The sequence below is a fragment of the Rhizobium sp. UBA1881 genome (genome assembly GCF_002338015.1).
Lineage (GTDB): Bacteria > Pseudomonadota > Alphaproteobacteria > Rhizobiales > Rhizobiaceae > Rhizobium.
In genome coordinates, this window is record NZ_DDHH01000093.1 from 1 (window position 1) to 14,510 (window position 14,510).

The following is a 14,510-nucleotide window of genomic DNA, read 5'->3' on the forward strand; positions in this document are numbered from 1 at the left end:
CGGTTCGCCGGGGCTTTTTTGAGCGCTCGTCGTGTACGATACCGTAAGATACGCCCCTTGCTCATCCGCATCCTGTAAAATTGCTCCCGGTTTCGACTGATCGTCGCAACCGCTCCAGCACCAGTACGGAAACGGGGAGTGAGACAATGGGCAACTTGAGACCGCTAGGCACGGCGCTATTGGCCGGACTGTTCCTGGCGACCTTAGCCGATGTATCGTGGAGCACAGAGCAGGCGCAGCAGCGTCAGGCGGGGCGTGACGTCAAGCAGACGACGCGGCAGAGCGCCCGCGATACCAAGCAGGATTGCCGCGCCGCCAATCAACAAAGCAACGCGGCATGCCGGCAGGACAAGCGCCAGACCAAGCAGAGCGGTCGGCAAACCGCGCGCGACCTGAAATACTGAAACGCCACGGAGACACGCAACGCTCCGCTTCGACGAAGCGTTGCGTACCTCTCTAATGCCAGCGATCACATGCTGGCCTGCACGCTGTGCAAGCCGGCATAGATCCCGTCGCGCGCCATCAGATCCTCATGCCTGCCCTCCTCGACGATGCCGTCCGAGGTGAGCACCAGGATGCGATCGGCGTGGCGGACCGTCGACAGGCGATGCGCGATAACGACGGTGGTGCGCCCCTTGGCGAGCCCAAGCAGCGCCTGCTGCACCGCCCGCTCGCTCTCATTGTCGAGCGCGCTGGTGGCCTCGTCGAAGATCAGGATCGCGGGGTTCTTCAAAAACGCCCGCGCGATCGTCAACCGCTGCCGCTGGCCACCAGAGAGCCGCACCCCGCGCTGGCCGATGTCGGTACCGTATCCATCAGCAAGCGCCATGATGAACTCATGCGCATTGGCCGCCCGCGCCGCTTCTTCCACCTCCGCATCGGTGGCATCCGGCCGCCCATAACGGAGATTGTCGGCGACCGAGCCAGCGAAGAGATAGACGTCCTGCTGCACCACGCCCACATGTCCGCGCAGCGACGACAGCGTGACATCGCGGATATCGGCGCCATCGATCAGGATCGACCCCGCCTGCACGTCGTAAAAGCGGGGAATGAGCGAGCACAAAGTGCTCTTTCCCACGCCTGACGGACCGACCAGCGCCACGAACTCGCCGGGCGCGATGGTGAAGGAGAGGTTCTCGAACACACCAGTCGTGTCGGCGTCATAGCCGAAGCTGACATCCTCGAACCTGATCTCTCCCTTCGGCGCCGGCAACACCCGGGCGCCTGGCCGGTCGACGATATCGGGCTCTACGTCGAGGATCTCCATCGCCCTTACAAAGCCGGTATAGCCCTCCTGCCAGAGCCGCACGAAATTGGCGAGCCGCTGCACGGGATCGACAAGCACCGCAACGCAGAGCAGGAAGGTCAGGAGATCGGCCACCGTCATCGCCGACGACACTATCCTGATGCCGCCGATGACGATGACGAGGATCGTGATGAACTGCGCGAAGCTCTCCGTTCCCACGGAAAACCATGCCTCGCTGCGATAGCCGTCGGCACGGCTTACGAGAAAGCGCTCGTTCTGAACGGCGAAGCGATCCCTCTCCAACTCTTCATTGGCGAAGGACTGCACGACGCGGATACCGGCGAGGCTGTCTTCCAGCCGCTCGTTGACGCCGGCGATCTGCTGCTTGCTGCGTTCCAGCGCGCGGTTCATGCGGCGGTTGAAATGCAGCGCGTAGGCGACCGCGAGAGGCGTCAGCAACAGGATCAACCCGGCCAAAAGAGGGTCGATGTAGAAAAGCACCAGCATGGCGCCGCCATATTTGAGGATCGCAATCGAGACATCCTCGGGACCATGGTGGAACAGTTCGCCGAGCCAGAGGGAATCGCTGGTGATGCGGCTCATCAGCTGCCCGGTGCGCTGGCGATCATAGAAGCTGAAGGAGAGCTTCTGGCAATGATCGAACAGCTCCTGCCGGACGGCGGCCTCGATGCGCGCGCCCATCACATGACCGCGATAATCGACGAAGAACACCGCGATCATCTGCACCGCCAGAAGCGCCAGCATGACAGCGCCGACCTTAAGGATCAGCACGGTGGCCTCCCCCGCATCCGCGATCACGAGAAGGCGGTTCGTGACGATATTGGCGCAGATCGGCAATGCCACGGCGGTCGCAGCGACAAGAATGGCGCAGACGACATCGGCGCAGAGCAGCGGCAGATGCGGACGGTAGTAGCTGAGAAACTTGGCGACCCGAGACCGGCGCCGCGCCTGTTGATCGGCGGTAGCATCAAGCTCGGAAGTGGTCGGGAGTGGTTTACGACGCGGCGCGTCTTTTCGCGCGCGGGCGAATTGAATAGACATGAAGCGGAGTGTCCTTGTGGGTGATCGTTCCTTTCGTTCTGGACAGGATCGCTTTCATGACAGTCTCCCTGGACGAGTTTGCGTTCAGCTTCGCGCCATCCTTAACAGATCAGACGCCAAGCCGCAAAGGCCGATCCGGGCAGAAAATCAGAAAAACACGCTTAACGTGCGTTAACGGAGCGGGCCGCGCGTCGGCCGACCGTTGGGCCGTCTGCCAGGATTTCGATCCGGATCGAGACATTTCAGCCTCTCTCGCTGGCCATTTTCAGCCCTTCGTTTCGTTCCGCGACAACGCGTCTGTCGCAGCCTGAAACACCCGCAAGCCTTAACCTTACTGGGTAACCAATCCATTAGCATCCTGTTGAAAACGAAGGCGGTTATGGCAATCTTCAGCCATGACAAACATCCGCTCTCCAAGATTCAACGCCGATGATATGGGACGGTCGCGGGAATGCGAAAGCGTCTGCAAAGGGGCGATAACCGAAGTTGTCCGTCGCGCAATCGCGGCGGGATGGCGTGAAGCAGAAATCGCGCTTCACCTGGCAGACGCAGCAGAAGATTATGTCATCTACCTGGCAACCAAGCCGGACCGTCGCCTGAGGGCGGCAAACAACAACTAGTTGCGAATGGGGGCGACTGACGTCGCCGGAGCAAGGCCTGCTTACGAGGGGAAGCGACCTGCCGGCTCCGAAACATACGCATCGAGACGGACTGCGGCGCGATCGCCGCACGATGATTTAAGAGCGGCGTCCCACCCGCCGAACAACAGCATGGCCTCTCAAACGAGGCCATGCTGTTTTATCTTTCCGGGCTCTCAGCCTTGCTCGCTTAGCCCTGCGGCCGGTTTCTGAAGGCCTCGGCTTCCGCGTAGAACTTCTTTTCCCACTCCTTGTGGTTATCCAGTCCTTCGCGGATGAACGGCGTGAAGACGGCGAGGTTCATCAGCGCCCAGTTGACGAAGCGGGCCGGAAACTTCAGCGGCTTGTCGAAATCGACGAACAGCACCACGCGGGTCTTGTCGGTGTGGTTCCACGCCTCGTGCTCGTAGGCATCGTCGAAGATCAGCGCCTTGCCTTCCTGCCAGTGGCAGATCTGGTCCTTGACGCGGATGGCGAGCTTGTCGGCCGGCTCCGGTACGATCATGCCGACATGCAGGCGCAGCACGCCGTTATAGGGACCACGATGCGCCGGCAGATGCTTGCCCGGCTCGAAGATCGAAAACATCGCCGTCTTCAGGCCGGGGATCTTCTGCACCGCGCGCCAGGTTTCCGGGCACTGCGCGATGTTCTGTTCCGACTTCACACCGAAGCCTAGGAGAAAGAAGGTCTTCCAGCCGGAATCGGTCGAGATCGTCTTCACGTCGGTGGAGATATCCTGGAAAGTCGGCAGCTCGCTCTGGCGCACCAGCACGCGCTCCAACTCGGCGCGGATCTGCGGGTATGCGGCCTCGACCTCTTTCGCCCAGGGGAAAGTGGCATTGTCGTAAACCGGCGGATTGCCGAGCTTGGCGTATTTGTAATTCAGCTTCTCCGCCCAGGCGACGATGCCCATGAAGAACCGGGTAACCGGGCTCGGGCGGCCCATCGGGGCGATGCCGGAGGTGCCGAAGGTCTGTCCCTCGGGCTTGGAATCAGCGGATTTTGGGGAGGTAAGATCAGCGGTGCTGTCAGTCATGGGTGTTCCAATGCGCGATGCTTAAACTGTCATCTGTCACTCAGGATATGGACATCGCAGCCGATTGCGCAAGTCAGGCCTCCGTGAGGTGAGGTCAAATATCGCGACCCCGGGGGCCATCTCCCCTGGTGACTGGGGGCTTTCCTCGCATACGACCGGATTCCATTAAAATCAATGGGTGACGGATTTGGAGAACAGGTTGACCACGAGCACGCCAGCGATGATCAGCCCCAGGCCGATGACAGCAGGCGTATCCAGCCGCTGCTTGAAATAGATGAGGCCGACGCTGGAAATCAGCACGATGCCGAGCCCGCTCCAGATCGCATAGGCGATGCCGACAGGGATCACCTTCAGCGTCTGCGACAGGCAATAGAAAGAGGCGGCATAGCACGCGACCATCAGCGCGGTCGGCCAGAACCGGCTGAACTGCTGCGAGAGCTGCAGCGCCGTCGTGCCGATGACTTCGAGCGCGATCGCCGTAAACAAGAGCGCATAGACCGCAACCGGTGCCATGATGGTTTATCCTCTATTGCAGGGAAGTTAGCGTGCGGTCAGCTCAACCAGACGCGCCAGAAGCGCCTGGCGCTGCGTATCGTCGGAGGCACCGCCGATCATGTCGGCGAGCCAGAGCCCATCGGCGGCGAAACGCACGATCTGCGCATCGATAGACGAGTCCGTGCCGACATATTCCTCGATCCGCCCGTCGATCCACTCCCCCCAGCGCAGCCGCAGCCGCGGCTCGGCCAGAAGCGCGATCGTCACCTGCGCCCAATGGCCCGCATCGTCAGGGCTGTCGCGCAGACCGGCGACGGCGTTGAGATAGGCGCGCGTGAAGCGGCCGTGCGGCACCGGATCCTCGCGCGTGCGCTCATCGAGATCGGCATCGAAGCGCGCCAGAAGATTCTCGAAGAGTGCATCCAGCAACGCGTTCTTGGTCGGGAAATGGTGGAGAAGGCCGCCCTTGCTGACGCCAGAGGCGCCGGACACGGCATCGAGCGTCACGGCACTCATCCCCTGCTCGTTCGTCAGGCGCGCGGCGACGTCCAGCAGCTGCTGGCGGACGATGGCGGGTTGCTTGCGGCGGTGATGAGCGTTTGACATAGCGCACAAAGATACCGTCTGGACGGTTTTGTCAAGACGCGGCGAAATTTCGATCGCCGGGGCCGGCGCGAAATGTCGCGCTTGGTGGTGCTGGTATCGGTTGCGATCAAGGCTGCGGCGGTGCATGAAGGGACAAGCTGTGAGGAGCCGCGCCGTGAGCGAGAACACCATTACACTTTACGAGGCCGTCGGCGGCGACGCGACGATCCGGGCTCTGTCGCATCGTTTCTACGAGCTGATGGATACGCTGCCGGAGGCGAGCCACGTCCGCGCCGTCCATCCGCCGACGCTCGAGGGCAGCGAAGCGAAATTCTACGAATACCTGACCGGCTATCTCGGCGGCCCGCCCGTCTATGTTGAGAAATACGGCCATCCGCGCCTGAGAAGCCGCCACTTCATCGCCGAGATCGGCCCCGTCGAGCGCGACGAATGGCTCTTGTGCTTCCGCCAGGCGCTTGAAGAGACCGTTCCGAACCCGAAGCTGCGCGAGATCATCCTGCCGCCGATCGAGCGACTGGCTGATCACATGCAGAACAAGCAATAGGCTTCCTATAATGACGCTCAATCAGCGCTTCTCGCCGCTTTTCCTGGTATTTTCAGGCCTCTTCGGCTTTGCCGGCGTGGCGCTGGCCGCAGCCGCCGCCCATCTCGATGGCGACGGACACTTCCTCGCCTCAGCCTCCGCCATGTGCCTCGCCCACGCCCCTGCCCTCTTGGCCCTCGCGCTGGCTGGCGAAAAGCTCAAAACAGCCTGGCTCGCCGGGCTCCTCATGGGCCTCGGCACGCTGCTCTTTTCCGGGGATCTGGTAACGCTTCGCTTTGCAGGCTCAAGCCTGTTTCCGATGGCGGCGCCCACGGGCGGCTTCGCCATGATGTTCGGCTGGCTGGCAATCGCCGCCGGCGCCGTCTTCCGCAACCGCGCCTAAGACCAAGCGGCTTATGCCTGCTGCGGGATCCGTCCGAAGCGCAGCAGATTGCCGTGCGGATCGTGGATGTAGAACTCTTCCATGTTCCACGGCCGCACCGTCATGTCGCTGAGCTTCTCGACGCCGCGCGCTTTGTATTCCGCGTGAAGCGCGCCGATGCCGCCGCCGCGCAGGTAGACGGATGTGCGCTCGCAGAGCGAGCGATCGTCCGTCAGCCAGAAATGCAGCTCCATCTCGTCGCGCCGCAGGATGAGATAGTCCTTGTCCTGATAGACGATCGTCTCGAAGCCGAGCCCGCCGCGATAAAACGACAGCGTCTCGCCGATGTCGAGCGACGGCAAAACCGGAAGAACCTCGATACGATCAGGATTGTCAGCCACCATCGCTCAGATCCCGTCCACGACTTGAAAGCCCTCGAACACGGGCGGCCCCTTGTACATCGTCTTGCGGTCACCGGCATTGCGATGGGCGGCGCGGAACTGCTCGGACTTCGTCCAGTTGAGGAAATCCTCTTCGCTGCGCCAGATCGTGTGCGACGAAAACAGCGTATAGCCCTCCTCCGCATTCTCGCGACCGCGCAGTAGGCGGAATTCCACGAAGCCGGGCACTTCCGAAAGGCTGGAATCGCGGTTGCGCCAGACGCTTTCGAATTCTGCCTCCGACCCGATCGATACCTTGAAGCGGTTCATCGCGATAAACATGGGAGCACTCACGCCTTGCGTTTCCTCTCGGCCTAGGGAGCCTCGAAGGCTACCACGTTCCGGCCGTCGAGCGCATCCCGTCCAAGCGGCTTTTCCGGCAATTCGCCCGGCATGCGCGCTTCCCAGATCGGAAACTGCTCGACATTGGGATAGTACCTGCGCCGCTCTTCGCGTTCCATCATCAGCTCATAGAGTTCGGGCACCATGCCATCGCCATTGTGTGCGGCCAGCTTGTGCAGGCCGATCAACGTGTACCCTTCCGGGTGCCTATCGCTCATCGGGTGGCGTTTCGCTCGTTCATCGTCGTCAGCGCCCGCTCAAGGCTGGACTTGCTGCCGTTGCGAAGCGGAATGAAGGTCTTGCCGAACTTCTTGCAGCCGGTCTTTACCCTGAGGCACGCATCATGGCTGATACAGTCGATCGGGCAGAAGACGCAGTCGACGGAGGGAAGCACCGTATCGATGCGCGACACCGCCTCGCGCAGGCCGCCATCGTGGTGGATCAGCTCGGCGCCGAAGTTGCTGGCGATCTGGCGCAGATGCGCCACCTGGCAGTCACGCCCGCCGACATAAAGGAAGCTGCGGCCATCGAGCTTGGAACGTCCGGAGGTCTCCTCAACCGTGCTTGTATCCGCACTCACGCGGATTTCCCGGTTAGAACCCTTCTTCGCCTTACGCGCCATTGACCACCCGTTGCTTCATTGATCGGCACACGATTGCTGCGTGTGTGGGTGGACCTTATTAAACTTGATTTTTATAGTAAAGTATAAAGTTGATTATTTTCATCATATTTTCTGGACGGCCCGATTTTATCGTCGGGCCGCCTGCTCTCAGCGACCAGTCGTGACCTGCACCTCCTGCGTGAAAGTCCAGATCGGCTTGCCCCATTCGGCCGGCAGCGGCGGGAATGGTGCTGCGCGGCGAACGCCGTCGACAACGGCGGCATCGAGTTCCGGGATGCCGGAGCTGCGCGCCACCGACAGGCTGCTCACGCCGCCGGAGCCGTTGATGCTCAACCGGATGCGAACGCTCATCGCGGCGTTCATCCGCCGGTATTCGGAAGGCACGCGGACGGACCGCCGGATTTTCGATTGCACCTTGCCCGGATAGTTGGCGACAGCCGCACTGCCGGATCCGCTGCGACTTGCAGCGCTGCGCGAATCCTGGTCGGAAGCCTGATCGACGCCATCCGACGCGCCGCGGCGGCTATCCTGCTTGTTTTCGCCCTGTGAACCCGAGCGTGTAACGACCTTCTTAGGCGGCTGCTTCTTCTCGACCGGCTTCGGCTTTTCCACCGGCTTCTGCGCAACCGGCTTCGGATCCGGCGTCGGCACGGTCTCCGGCTCTGGCGGAATTTCCGCCGTCTCGGCCGGCTGCACCGGCGCCACGTCCTCAGGGGTCGCGGGCGGCGTCTCGGTCATCTCCGGCTGAACCTCCGTCGGCACCTCGGTTGCCATCGGCTGAACCACGGATGTCTCGGCCGGCACCTGCGACGTCAGAACCTCAGGCTCGACTGCCGTCATGTTCTCAGGCGAGACGCGCGTCACTTCCTGCGTCGGCGCGACAGGCTGCGGATCGACTGGCTGCGCGTCGGGCTGAACCTCCGTCGGCTGCTGCGCGGCTTCAGGCTGCACCTGTTCCGCCACGATCTCTTCCGGCTGCGGCTCGGCCTTCTCTTCGCCCGACGATGCCTGGTCGAGATCCGAATCGCCGAGCATGATCACGCTCACCGTCTCGCCCGCCTCTTCCTCCGGCTGCTCCGGGGTAACGACGACGCCGACGATCAGCGCGATGGCGAGTGCGCCGTGAAAGATGAAGGAACCGATGCAGGCGGCCGTCACGCCGAGCTTGCCGCGATGCGACCGGGTGGCCGCCGGCATCTCCACGCTCGCATCCATCAGCGGTGCCGCGGCATGGCCGTTGCTCGCGCTACGCGGATCCTGCGGGAAGGACGAGATCTGCGCCTGGCGGGTATAATGAAGAACAGCCTCGGCGGCTGGCTGGCGCGCGACGTTGCGAAGATCCGACAACTCGTGGCCGGGATGCATGCCCGGATTGTTGTCGTTCACAACGCCATCGGCGACCGTCTCGTCGAAGAGAACCTGTCTCGGCTTTGATCTCGCTGAAACCACCATTTTGGATGCCTTGTACCGCTGCAACGCAAGAGGCCGGGGCTATCCCCGGCCGTCGCTCAACCTTCGAAAGGAATGGAAACCTGGGAGCGGGTCACGAGACCCTTCATGCACTCGCCCTTGTCCGGGCCTTCGCACGCAGGCGTGTCGTTGATCAGCACCCGCGTCACCGCCTCGCATTTCACATTCGGCATATCGAACTGCCGCACCCGCTTCTTGCCCTGCGGCAGATCGCGGAAATCGAGAACCGTGATCTTGTCGACGGCGTTCTTGTCGTTGAAGAAAGCAAGCTCGAAGGAGACCTTGGTGATGTCTTGAGGCAGCGTGTTCAGCGCCACGAAGGTCATCATGCAGCCCTTCTGCGATGGGACCAGCCCGTTGAGTTCCACATCGAGCGCCGCCTTCGGCGCGGCTGCCGCGGCGGGCTCCTGCGCATAGGCCTGGATCGCGCCCGTCAGCACCAGAGAGCCGGCCGCCAAAAGCGTTGCAAATCGTGTGACCGGCCTCGTGACTACCATTGTGTCTCTCCACTGAATTTCAGAAACTTGACTTACAAAGTCCGCTATTGCGTCTTTAAAAAATGATGACTATGAGAGTCAAGATACTTGTAGGTCGCAGGGGCCATTTTTGGCCTACCTAGAGAAGCAAAAAAGCCAACGAAATGATGGTCGAGAAGACGGACACACTGAAGCAAACGCTATTGGCGCGCGACGCCGTGGCCGACGTCCGAATACTGGAGAGCAGCGAGATTTTTCGCGGCGCCAACGAGATCGTCATTCGCCACGATGGCGCTTTGTACCGAATGAAAATCACCCGCCAGGGCAAACTAATTCTGAATAAGTAGGGGTAGACAATGACTGAGAACACCAAGCCTTCACCGGCCGAAATCCGCGCCTTCCGCGCCGAAAATCCGAAGATGCGCGAGCGCGATATCGCCGCCCAGCTCAAGGTTTCCGAGGCAGCGCTTGTTGCAGCAGAAGTCGGCATTTCCGCCACCCGCATCGACGGAAGCGCGCTCAAGCTTCTCGAACGCGTCGCCGAGCTCGGCGAAGTCATGGCGCTCTCGCGCAACGAAAGCGCCGTCCACGAAAAGATCGGCGTCTACGAGAACATCAAGACCGGTGGCCAGGGCGCCATCGTGCTCGGCGAGAACATCGACCTGCGCATCTTCCCGAGCCGCTGGGTCCACGCATTCGCGGTCACCAAGAAGGATGGCGATCAGGAGCGCCTGAGCCTGCAATACTTCGACAAGGCCGGCACCGCCGTGCACAAGGTTCACCTGCGCCCGGCCTCCAACGTCGAGGCCTATCACTCTATCGTGAACGACCTCAAGATCGAGGACCAGTCGCAGGACTTCATCGCCGACGACAGCAAGACGGTGGCCGACGAGAGCGGCAGCGTCACCAAGGACGAGCTGCGCGACCACTGGAGCAAGATGACCGACACGCACGAGTTCTTTGGCATGCTGCGCAAGCTGAAGATCGGCCGCCAGGCCGCCGTGCGAACCGTTGGCGACGACTTCGCCTGGCAGCTCGACAACACCGCGACCGCAGAGATGATGCACGCTTCGGTGAAGTCCGGCCTGCCCATCATGTGCTTCGTCGGCAATGACGGCATCGTCCAGATCCACTCCGGCCCGATCTTCAACATCCAGCCGATGGGTCCGTGGATCAACATCCTCGACGAGACCTTCCACCTGCACCTGCGCCAGGACCACATCGCCGAGACCTGGGCCGTGCGCAAGCCGACCAAGGATGGCCACGTCACCTCCGTCGAGGTCTACGGCGCCAATGGCGAAATGATCATCCAGTTCTTCGGCAAGCGCCACGAAGGCTCCGCGGAACGCGCCGACTGGCGCGACATCGTCGAAAGCCTGCCCAAGGCGACCAGCGTTGCGGCGTAAGCCGAAGGAGATGACGATGTCGAACCACAATCGCGGGGCATCCAAGACGACATCCATGCTGCGGGGCCTCATGGCCCTGCCGCTGGCAGCCTCGCTCCTCGCCTTCTCGCCGGCTGCCCATGCCGAAGACAAGATCGACAGCACCCGCCTGATCTCGATCGGCGGCGACCTCACCGAGATCATCTACGCGCTCGGCGAAGAAAAGCACCTGATCGCCCGCGACACGACGAGCCTGTTTCCCGAACAGGCCCTGAAGCTGCCCGACGTCGGCTACATGCGCGCGCTGTCGCCCGAAAACATCCTCGCCATGAACCCGACGGCGATCGTCGCCGTCGAAGGTTCCGGCCCGCCGGAAGCGTTGACGGTGCTGCGCAGCGCCAGCGTCCCCTTCGAGACGGTGCCGAACGCCTATACGCGCGACGGCATCCTCGCCAAGATCGACAAGGTCGGCGCGCTGCTTGGTGTCGAGCCGAAGGCCGCCGAACTGCACAAGCAGGTCGCGACCGATCTCGATGCCGCGATTGCCGACGCTGCCAAGCACCCGGAAAGCGAACGCAAGCGCGTTCTCTTCATCCTCAGCATGCAGGGCGGCAAGATCATGGCTTCGGGCACCGGAACGGCGGCCGATGGCATCATCAAGCTCGCCGGCCTGGTCAACGCCGTCGGCACCTTCCCGGGCTACAAGCCGCTGACCGATGAGGCGATCATCGAAGCCAAGCCCGACGTCATCCTGATGATGAACCGCGGCGACGGCGCAGGCACCAAGAACGAAGACCTGATGAACCAGCCGGCGCTGGCGCTGACACCCGCCGTGCAGAACAAGGCGATCATCCGCATGGACGGCCTGCACCTGCTGGGCTTCGGACCGCGCACCGCAAGCGCCGTGCGCGAGCTCACCAAGGCGATCTACGGGGGCTGACCATGGCGGTACTGAACGACATGGACGGACGTCGCATCGTGTTTTCGGCCTCGGGGATGCGTGAGCGTCACCGGGCCGGTGACCGCTCGCTGCTGGCACTGGCGGTCATCGCGCTGCTGGTGGTCGGCTCCGTCCTGTCGTTGCTGTTCTCCGTCACGACGGGCGCCTCGGATGCGTCCTTCCTCGACGTGATCGCCAATGTCGCCGGATCGGATGATGCGCTCAGCATGCGCGACCGCATCATCATCTTCGACATCCGCATGCCCCGCGCCATCCTCGGCTTCCTCGTCGGCGGCTCGCTGGCGGTGTCAGGCGCCGTCATGCAGGGCCTGTTTCGCAACCCGCTGGCCGATCCCGGCCTCGTCGGCGTCTCCTCCGGCGCCGGCCTTGGCGCGGTCGTCATGATCGTGCTTGGCGGCGGCTTCGTCGCCCCGCTCTACGTCCTGCTCGGCATCTACGCGCTTCCATTCGCAGCCTTTGCCGGTGGCCTCGCCACGACGCTGCTGCTCTACCGCATCGCCACCAGCAACGGCCAGACCTCCGTCGCGACCATGCTGCTTGCCGGTATCGCGCTCGGCTCGCTTGCCGGCGCCATGACCGGCCTGCTCGTCTACATGGCCAACGACCAGCAGCTGCGCGATCTCACTTTCTGGGGCATGGGCTCGCTCGCCGGCTCGACATGGACCAAGATCGCCGCCGCCGGCCCGATCATCCTCCTGTCCTTCATCGTCGTTCCCTTTCTCGCCAAGGGCCTCAATGCCATCACGCTCGGCGAAGCCGCGGCCTTCCACATGGGCGTTCCCGTCCAGCGGCTGAAGAACATCGCCATCGTCACCGTCGCGGCCGCGACAGGCGCATCGGTCGCCGTCAGCGGCGGGATCGGCTTTGTCGGCATCGTCGTGCCGCATTTGCTCCGCATGGCGATCGGCCCCGACCATCGCTATCTCCTGCCGGCCTCGGCGCTCCTCGGCGGTTCCCTGCTGATCTTTGCCGACGTTATCGCCCGCACCATCGTCGCGCCCGCCGAACTGCCGATCGGCATCATCACCGCGGCCGTCGGCGGCCCGTTCTTCCTCTGGATCCTGCTGCGCCAGCGTTCCCGCCTTGCCCTTTGAGTATCTGCCATGATCGAAGTCTCCGGCGTCTCCGTTCGCCTGTCGGGCAAAACCATCGTCGAAGACGTCGGCTTCACCGCCGCCTCGGGCAAACTGACGGCGATTGCCGGGCCGAACGGCTCCGGCAAGACGACCACGATGAAGGCGGTATCCGGCGAGCTGCCCTATAACGGCTCGATCCGCATCAATGGCGAGGACGTGCGCGGGCTGCAGCCATACCAGCTGGCGGCCGTGCGCGGCGTGCTGCCCCAGGCGAGCAACATCTCCTTCCCCTTCACCGTCCGCGAAATCGTCCGCATGGGCCTGACCTCGGGGCTGAACCGCAATCCCGAACGCGCCGAGCAGACGGCAGCCAAGGCGCTGTCTTCGGTCGATCTCGATGGCTACGAAGGACGCTTCTACCAGCACCTTTCCGGCGGCGAGCAGCAGCGTGTGCAGCTTGCCCGCGTGCTCTGCCAGATCTCCGAGCCCGTCGTCGACGGCAAGCCGCGCTGGCTGCTGCTCGACGAGCCGGTCTCCAGCCTCGATATCAGCCACCAGCTGACGATCATGCGGCTTGCCCGCGCCTTCTGCGACGCCGGCGGCGGCGTCATCGCGGTGATGCACGATCTCAACCTGACGGCGCTCTTCGCCGACCAGATCATCCTCATGCAGCAGGGCGGTCTCGCGGCCCGCGGCACGGTGCACGAGGTGCTGACCGACGAGACCATGCACTCGGTGTTCGGCTGCCCGCTGCGCATCAACAAGGTGCCCGACGACGGGACCCCATTCGTGCTCGCCCACAGCGCCGTCGGCGGCTGATCACGCGCGGAACCTTTTGCCCACAACCCGCGTTAAGCCATTGATTTGGGTCATTGCCGGGCATCTGTGTTCATGCAAGCTTGCGTTCTGATCCTGTGTTTAACCAGGCGGTGCGAAACCGCGCCGTAACAATGGAGAAAACCATGGCATCTTTCCTTCAGTCCGGCCGTCACCGTCGCAATGGCAGCGCCGCTCTCCACAACATCGAGGCAACGGTCGAGGACCAGATCGCATCCCTCCAGGATGAAATCGCGTCGCTGACGAAGCTGATCAGCAAGAACTCCCGCAAGCAGAGCGACAAGCTCAGCGCCCAGGCGGCATCCGGCTACGAAGATCTCGTTGCCCGCAGCGAGGACTTGCTGCGCGACCTGCAGGATGGTTATCTGCGCGGCGCTTCCGAAGTGCGCGACACCGTTCGCAGACACCCAGTCGCCACCATCGGCGCTGCTGCCGCATTCGGACTGGTCGTTGCCCTCCTGGCACGACGCTAAGGAGGCTAGATGCTGTTCCCGATCCTCAGCCTCCTGGTAGGCACGAGTGTTCACCGCACCGTTGCGCGCACCAAGCGCAACGGTATTTTCATTGCCATAGCCGCGATTTTCGTGCTGACCGCCTATGCACTGGCCGTCACAGCCGGCGCGATCTGGCTTGCCGGCATTTACGGCGCTGTCGGAGCAGCACTCTTCCTCGCGGCCTGCGCGCTTCTGATCGCCATCATCGTGATGATCGTCATGATGGTGATGAACGCCCAGGAGGCCCGGCGCGCAAAAGAACGCAAGCAGGCGTTCGAGACGGCCGCCGCCGCAAGCCTCGGCATCATCCGCTCGCAGCCGCTGCTGACCGCCGGCGTCATTGCCGCCATGGTCGCCGCCAATCTCTTCACCTCGAAGGATCGCGACTGACCGCAATGCCGCTTTCGCTGAACGCATAA

The 14,510-nt window shown here is 62.8% G+C and carries 20 protein-coding genes; 10 read left to right on the forward strand and 10 right to left on the reverse strand.

Annotation, left to right across the window (positions count from 1 at the left end):
• The first annotated feature begins 146 nt into the window (after positions 1 to 146).
• Positions 147 to 404: a hypothetical protein gene (locus B3605_RS11495; protein ID WP_112945403.1), complete on the forward strand. Its 258-nt coding sequence runs from the start codon at positions 147 to 149 to the stop codon at positions 402 to 404.
• 65 nt (positions 405 to 469) lie between these two features.
• Here the strand turns inward: B3605_RS11495 and B3605_RS11500 are convergent, their stop codons facing one another.
• From B3605_RS11500 to B3605_RS11520, 4 genes are all read right to left on the reverse strand, one after another.
• Positions 470 to 2,308, reverse strand: a complete 1,839-nt coding sequence (locus B3605_RS11500) for an ABC transporter ATP-binding protein (RefSeq protein ID WP_112945402.1) — start codon at positions 2,306 to 2,308, stop codon at positions 470 to 472.
• Between the two features lie 828 nt (positions 2,309 to 3,136).
• Positions 3,137 to 3,982, reverse strand: coding sequence for an aspartyl/asparaginyl beta-hydroxylase domain-containing protein (locus tag B3605_RS11510; protein ID WP_018897203.1), 846 nt, complete (start codon positions 3,980 to 3,982; stop codon positions 3,137 to 3,139).
• A 171-nt stretch (positions 3,983 to 4,153) separates the two neighbouring features.
• Positions 4,154 to 4,495: an SMR family transporter gene (locus tag B3605_RS11515; RefSeq protein WP_018897202.1), complete on the reverse strand. Its 342-nt coding sequence runs from the start codon at positions 4,493 to 4,495 to the stop codon at positions 4,154 to 4,156.
• Positions 4,496 to 4,522: 27 nt separating this feature from the next.
• Positions 4,523 to 5,083, reverse strand: coding sequence for a TetR/AcrR family transcriptional regulator (locus B3605_RS11520; RefSeq protein WP_112945417.1), 561 nt, complete (start codon positions 5,081 to 5,083; stop codon positions 4,523 to 4,525).
• Positions 5,084 to 5,237: 154 nt separating this feature from the next.
• On the opposite strand from B3605_RS11520, the gene B3605_RS11525 reads away from it, so the two are divergent.
• Complete coding sequence (locus B3605_RS11525; protein WP_047514411.1) at positions 5,238 to 5,627, forward strand: group II truncated hemoglobin; 390 nt, start codon at positions 5,238 to 5,240, stop codon at positions 5,625 to 5,627.
• Positions 5,628 to 5,637: 10 nt separating this feature from the next.
• Positions 5,638 to 6,009, forward strand: coding sequence for a DUF423 domain-containing protein (locus tag B3605_RS11530; protein WP_112945400.1), 372 nt, complete (start codon positions 5,638 to 5,640; stop codon positions 6,007 to 6,009).
• An 11-nt stretch (positions 6,010 to 6,020) separates the two neighbouring features.
• Here the strand turns inward: B3605_RS11530 and B3605_RS11535 are convergent, their stop codons facing one another.
• The 6 genes from B3605_RS11535 to B3605_RS11560 all read right to left on the reverse strand — a co-directional run bounded on the left by B3605_RS11535 (position 6,021) and on the right by B3605_RS11560 (position 9,359).
• Positions 6,021 to 6,392, reverse strand: a complete 372-nt coding sequence (locus B3605_RS11535; protein ID WP_018897198.1) for a bleomycin resistance protein — start codon at positions 6,390 to 6,392, stop codon at positions 6,021 to 6,023.
• Positions 6,393 to 6,395: 3 nt separating this feature from the next.
• Positions 6,396 to 6,710 carry an antibiotic biosynthesis monooxygenase family protein gene (locus B3605_RS11540; RefSeq protein WP_112945399.1) on the reverse strand — a complete coding sequence of 105 codons (315 nt, stop codon included), beginning with the start codon at positions 6,708 to 6,710 and terminating at the stop codon, positions 6,396 to 6,398.
• A gap of 32 nt (positions 6,711 to 6,742) precedes the next feature.
• Entirely contained in the window at positions 6,743 to 6,988 is a 246-nt protein-coding gene (locus B3605_RS11545; protein ID WP_112945398.1) for a hypothetical protein, read from the reverse strand.
• Complete coding sequence (locus B3605_RS11550) at positions 6,985 to 7,392, reverse strand: DUF2325 domain-containing protein (RefSeq protein WP_047514424.1); 408 nt, start codon at positions 7,390 to 7,392, stop codon at positions 6,985 to 6,987. The genes B3605_RS11545 and B3605_RS11550 overlap by 4 nt, the downstream gene beginning before the upstream one ends.
• Positions 7,393 to 7,539: 147 nt before the next feature.
• Positions 7,540 to 8,844 carry an energy transducer TonB family protein gene (locus B3605_RS11555; protein ID WP_112945397.1) on the reverse strand — a complete coding sequence of 435 codons (1,305 nt, stop codon included), beginning with the start codon at positions 8,842 to 8,844 and terminating at the stop codon, positions 7,540 to 7,542.
• 56 nt (positions 8,845 to 8,900) lie between these two features.
• Positions 8,901 to 9,359, reverse strand: a complete 459-nt coding sequence (locus tag B3605_RS11560) for a hypothetical protein (RefSeq protein ID WP_112945396.1) — start codon at positions 9,357 to 9,359, stop codon at positions 8,901 to 8,903.
• A gap of 143 nt (positions 9,360 to 9,502) precedes the next feature.
• Here B3605_RS11560 and hemP point away from each other — a divergent pair, with 143 nt between their 5' ends.
• The 7 genes from hemP to B3605_RS11595 all read left to right on the forward strand — a co-directional run bounded on the left by hemP (position 9,503) and on the right by B3605_RS11595 (position 14,481).
• Entirely contained in the window at positions 9,503 to 9,685 is a 183-nt protein-coding gene (hemP, locus tag B3605_RS11565) for a hemin uptake protein HemP (protein WP_112945395.1), read from the forward strand.
• 9 nt (positions 9,686 to 9,694) lie between these two features.
• Entirely contained in the window at positions 9,695 to 10,744 is a 1,050-nt protein-coding gene (locus B3605_RS11570; protein ID WP_112945394.1) for a hemin-degrading factor, read from the forward strand.
• A 10-nt stretch (positions 10,745 to 10,754) separates the two neighbouring features.
• Complete coding sequence (locus B3605_RS11575; protein WP_409457196.1) at positions 10,755 to 11,663, forward strand: heme/hemin ABC transporter substrate-binding protein; 909 nt, start codon at positions 10,755 to 10,757, stop codon at positions 11,661 to 11,663.
• Positions 11,664 to 11,683: 20 nt separating this feature from the next.
• Positions 11,684 to 12,778 (forward strand): FecCD family ABC transporter permease, encoded by a 1,095-nt coding sequence (locus B3605_RS11580; protein ID WP_409457197.1) that lies wholly within the window; start codon positions 11,684 to 11,686, stop codon positions 12,776 to 12,778.
• A 9-nt stretch (positions 12,779 to 12,787) separates the two neighbouring features.
• On the forward strand, positions 12,788 to 13,579 hold the full coding sequence (locus B3605_RS11585; protein WP_112945391.1) for a heme ABC transporter ATP-binding protein: 792 nt from the start codon (positions 12,788 to 12,790) through the stop codon (positions 13,577 to 13,579).
• Between the two features lie 143 nt (positions 13,580 to 13,722).
• Entirely contained in the window at positions 13,723 to 14,070 is a 348-nt protein-coding gene (locus B3605_RS11590) for a DUF883 family protein (RefSeq protein WP_112945390.1), read from the forward strand.
• A gap of 9 nt (positions 14,071 to 14,079) precedes the next feature.
• Positions 14,080 to 14,481, forward strand: coding sequence for a hypothetical protein (locus B3605_RS11595; RefSeq protein WP_018897186.1), 402 nt, complete (start codon positions 14,080 to 14,082; stop codon positions 14,479 to 14,481).
• The last annotated feature ends 29 nt before the right edge of the window (positions 14,482 to 14,510 follow it).

What these genes read in the sequence shown, in the direction of transcription:
- B3605_RS11495 (WP_112945403.1), top strand. Translation starts at nt 147, where the DNA reads ATGGGCAACTTGAGACCGCTAGGCACGGCGCTATTGGCCGGACTGTTC.
- B3605_RS11500 (WP_112945402.1), bottom strand. Translation starts at nt 2,308, where the DNA reads ATGTCTATTCAATTCGCCCGCGCGCGAAAAGACGCGCCGCGTCGTAAA.
- B3605_RS11510 (WP_018897203.1), bottom strand. Translation starts at nt 3,982, where the DNA reads ATGACTGACAGCACCGCTGATCTTACCTCCCCAAAATCCGCTGATTCC.
- B3605_RS11515 (WP_018897202.1), bottom strand. Translation starts at nt 4,495, where the DNA reads ATGGCACCGGTTGCGGTCTATGCGCTCTTGTTTACGGCGATCGCGCTC.
- B3605_RS11520 (WP_112945417.1), bottom strand. Translation starts at nt 5,083, where the DNA reads ATGTCAAACGCTCATCACCGCCGCAAGCAACCCGCCATCGTCCGCCAG.
- B3605_RS11530 (WP_112945400.1), top strand. Translation starts at nt 5,638, where the DNA reads ATGACGCTCAATCAGCGCTTCTCGCCGCTTTTCCTGGTATTTTCAGGC.
- B3605_RS11535 (WP_018897198.1), bottom strand. Translation starts at nt 6,392, where the DNA reads ATGGTGGCTGACAATCCTGATCGTATCGAGGTTCTTCCGGTTTTGCCG.
- B3605_RS11540 (WP_112945399.1), bottom strand. Translation starts at nt 6,710, where the DNA reads ATGTTTATCGCGATGAACCGCTTCAAGGTATCGATCGGGTCGGAGGCA.
- B3605_RS11545 (WP_112945398.1), bottom strand. Translation starts at nt 6,988, where the DNA reads ATGAGCGATAGGCACCCGGAAGGGTACACGTTGATCGGCCTGCACAAG.
- B3605_RS11550 (WP_047514424.1), bottom strand. Translation starts at nt 7,392, where the DNA reads ATGGCGCGTAAGGCGAAGAAGGGTTCTAACCGGGAAATCCGCGTGAGT.
- B3605_RS11555 (WP_112945397.1), bottom strand. Translation starts at nt 8,844, where the DNA reads ATGGTGGTTTCAGCGAGATCAAAGCCGAGACAGGTTCTCTTCGACGAG.
- B3605_RS11560 (WP_112945396.1), bottom strand. Translation starts at nt 9,359, where the DNA reads ATGGTAGTCACGAGGCCGGTCACACGATTTGCAACGCTTTTGGCGGCC.
- hemP (WP_112945395.1), top strand. Translation starts at nt 9,503, where the DNA reads ATGATGGTCGAGAAGACGGACACACTGAAGCAAACGCTATTGGCGCGC.
- B3605_RS11570 (WP_112945394.1), top strand. Translation starts at nt 9,695, where the DNA reads ATGACTGAGAACACCAAGCCTTCACCGGCCGAAATCCGCGCCTTCCGC.
- B3605_RS11575 (WP_409457196.1), top strand. Translation starts at nt 10,755, where the DNA reads ATGACGATGTCGAACCACAATCGCGGGGCATCCAAGACGACATCCATG.
- B3605_RS11580 (WP_409457197.1), top strand. Translation starts at nt 11,684, where the DNA reads ATGGACGGACGTCGCATCGTGTTTTCGGCCTCGGGGATGCGTGAGCGT.
- B3605_RS11585 (WP_112945391.1), top strand. Translation starts at nt 12,788, where the DNA reads ATGATCGAAGTCTCCGGCGTCTCCGTTCGCCTGTCGGGCAAAACCATC.
- B3605_RS11590 (WP_112945390.1), top strand. Translation starts at nt 13,723, where the DNA reads ATGGCATCTTTCCTTCAGTCCGGCCGTCACCGTCGCAATGGCAGCGCC.
- B3605_RS11595 (WP_018897186.1), top strand. Translation starts at nt 14,080, where the DNA reads ATGCTGTTCCCGATCCTCAGCCTCCTGGTAGGCACGAGTGTTCACCGC.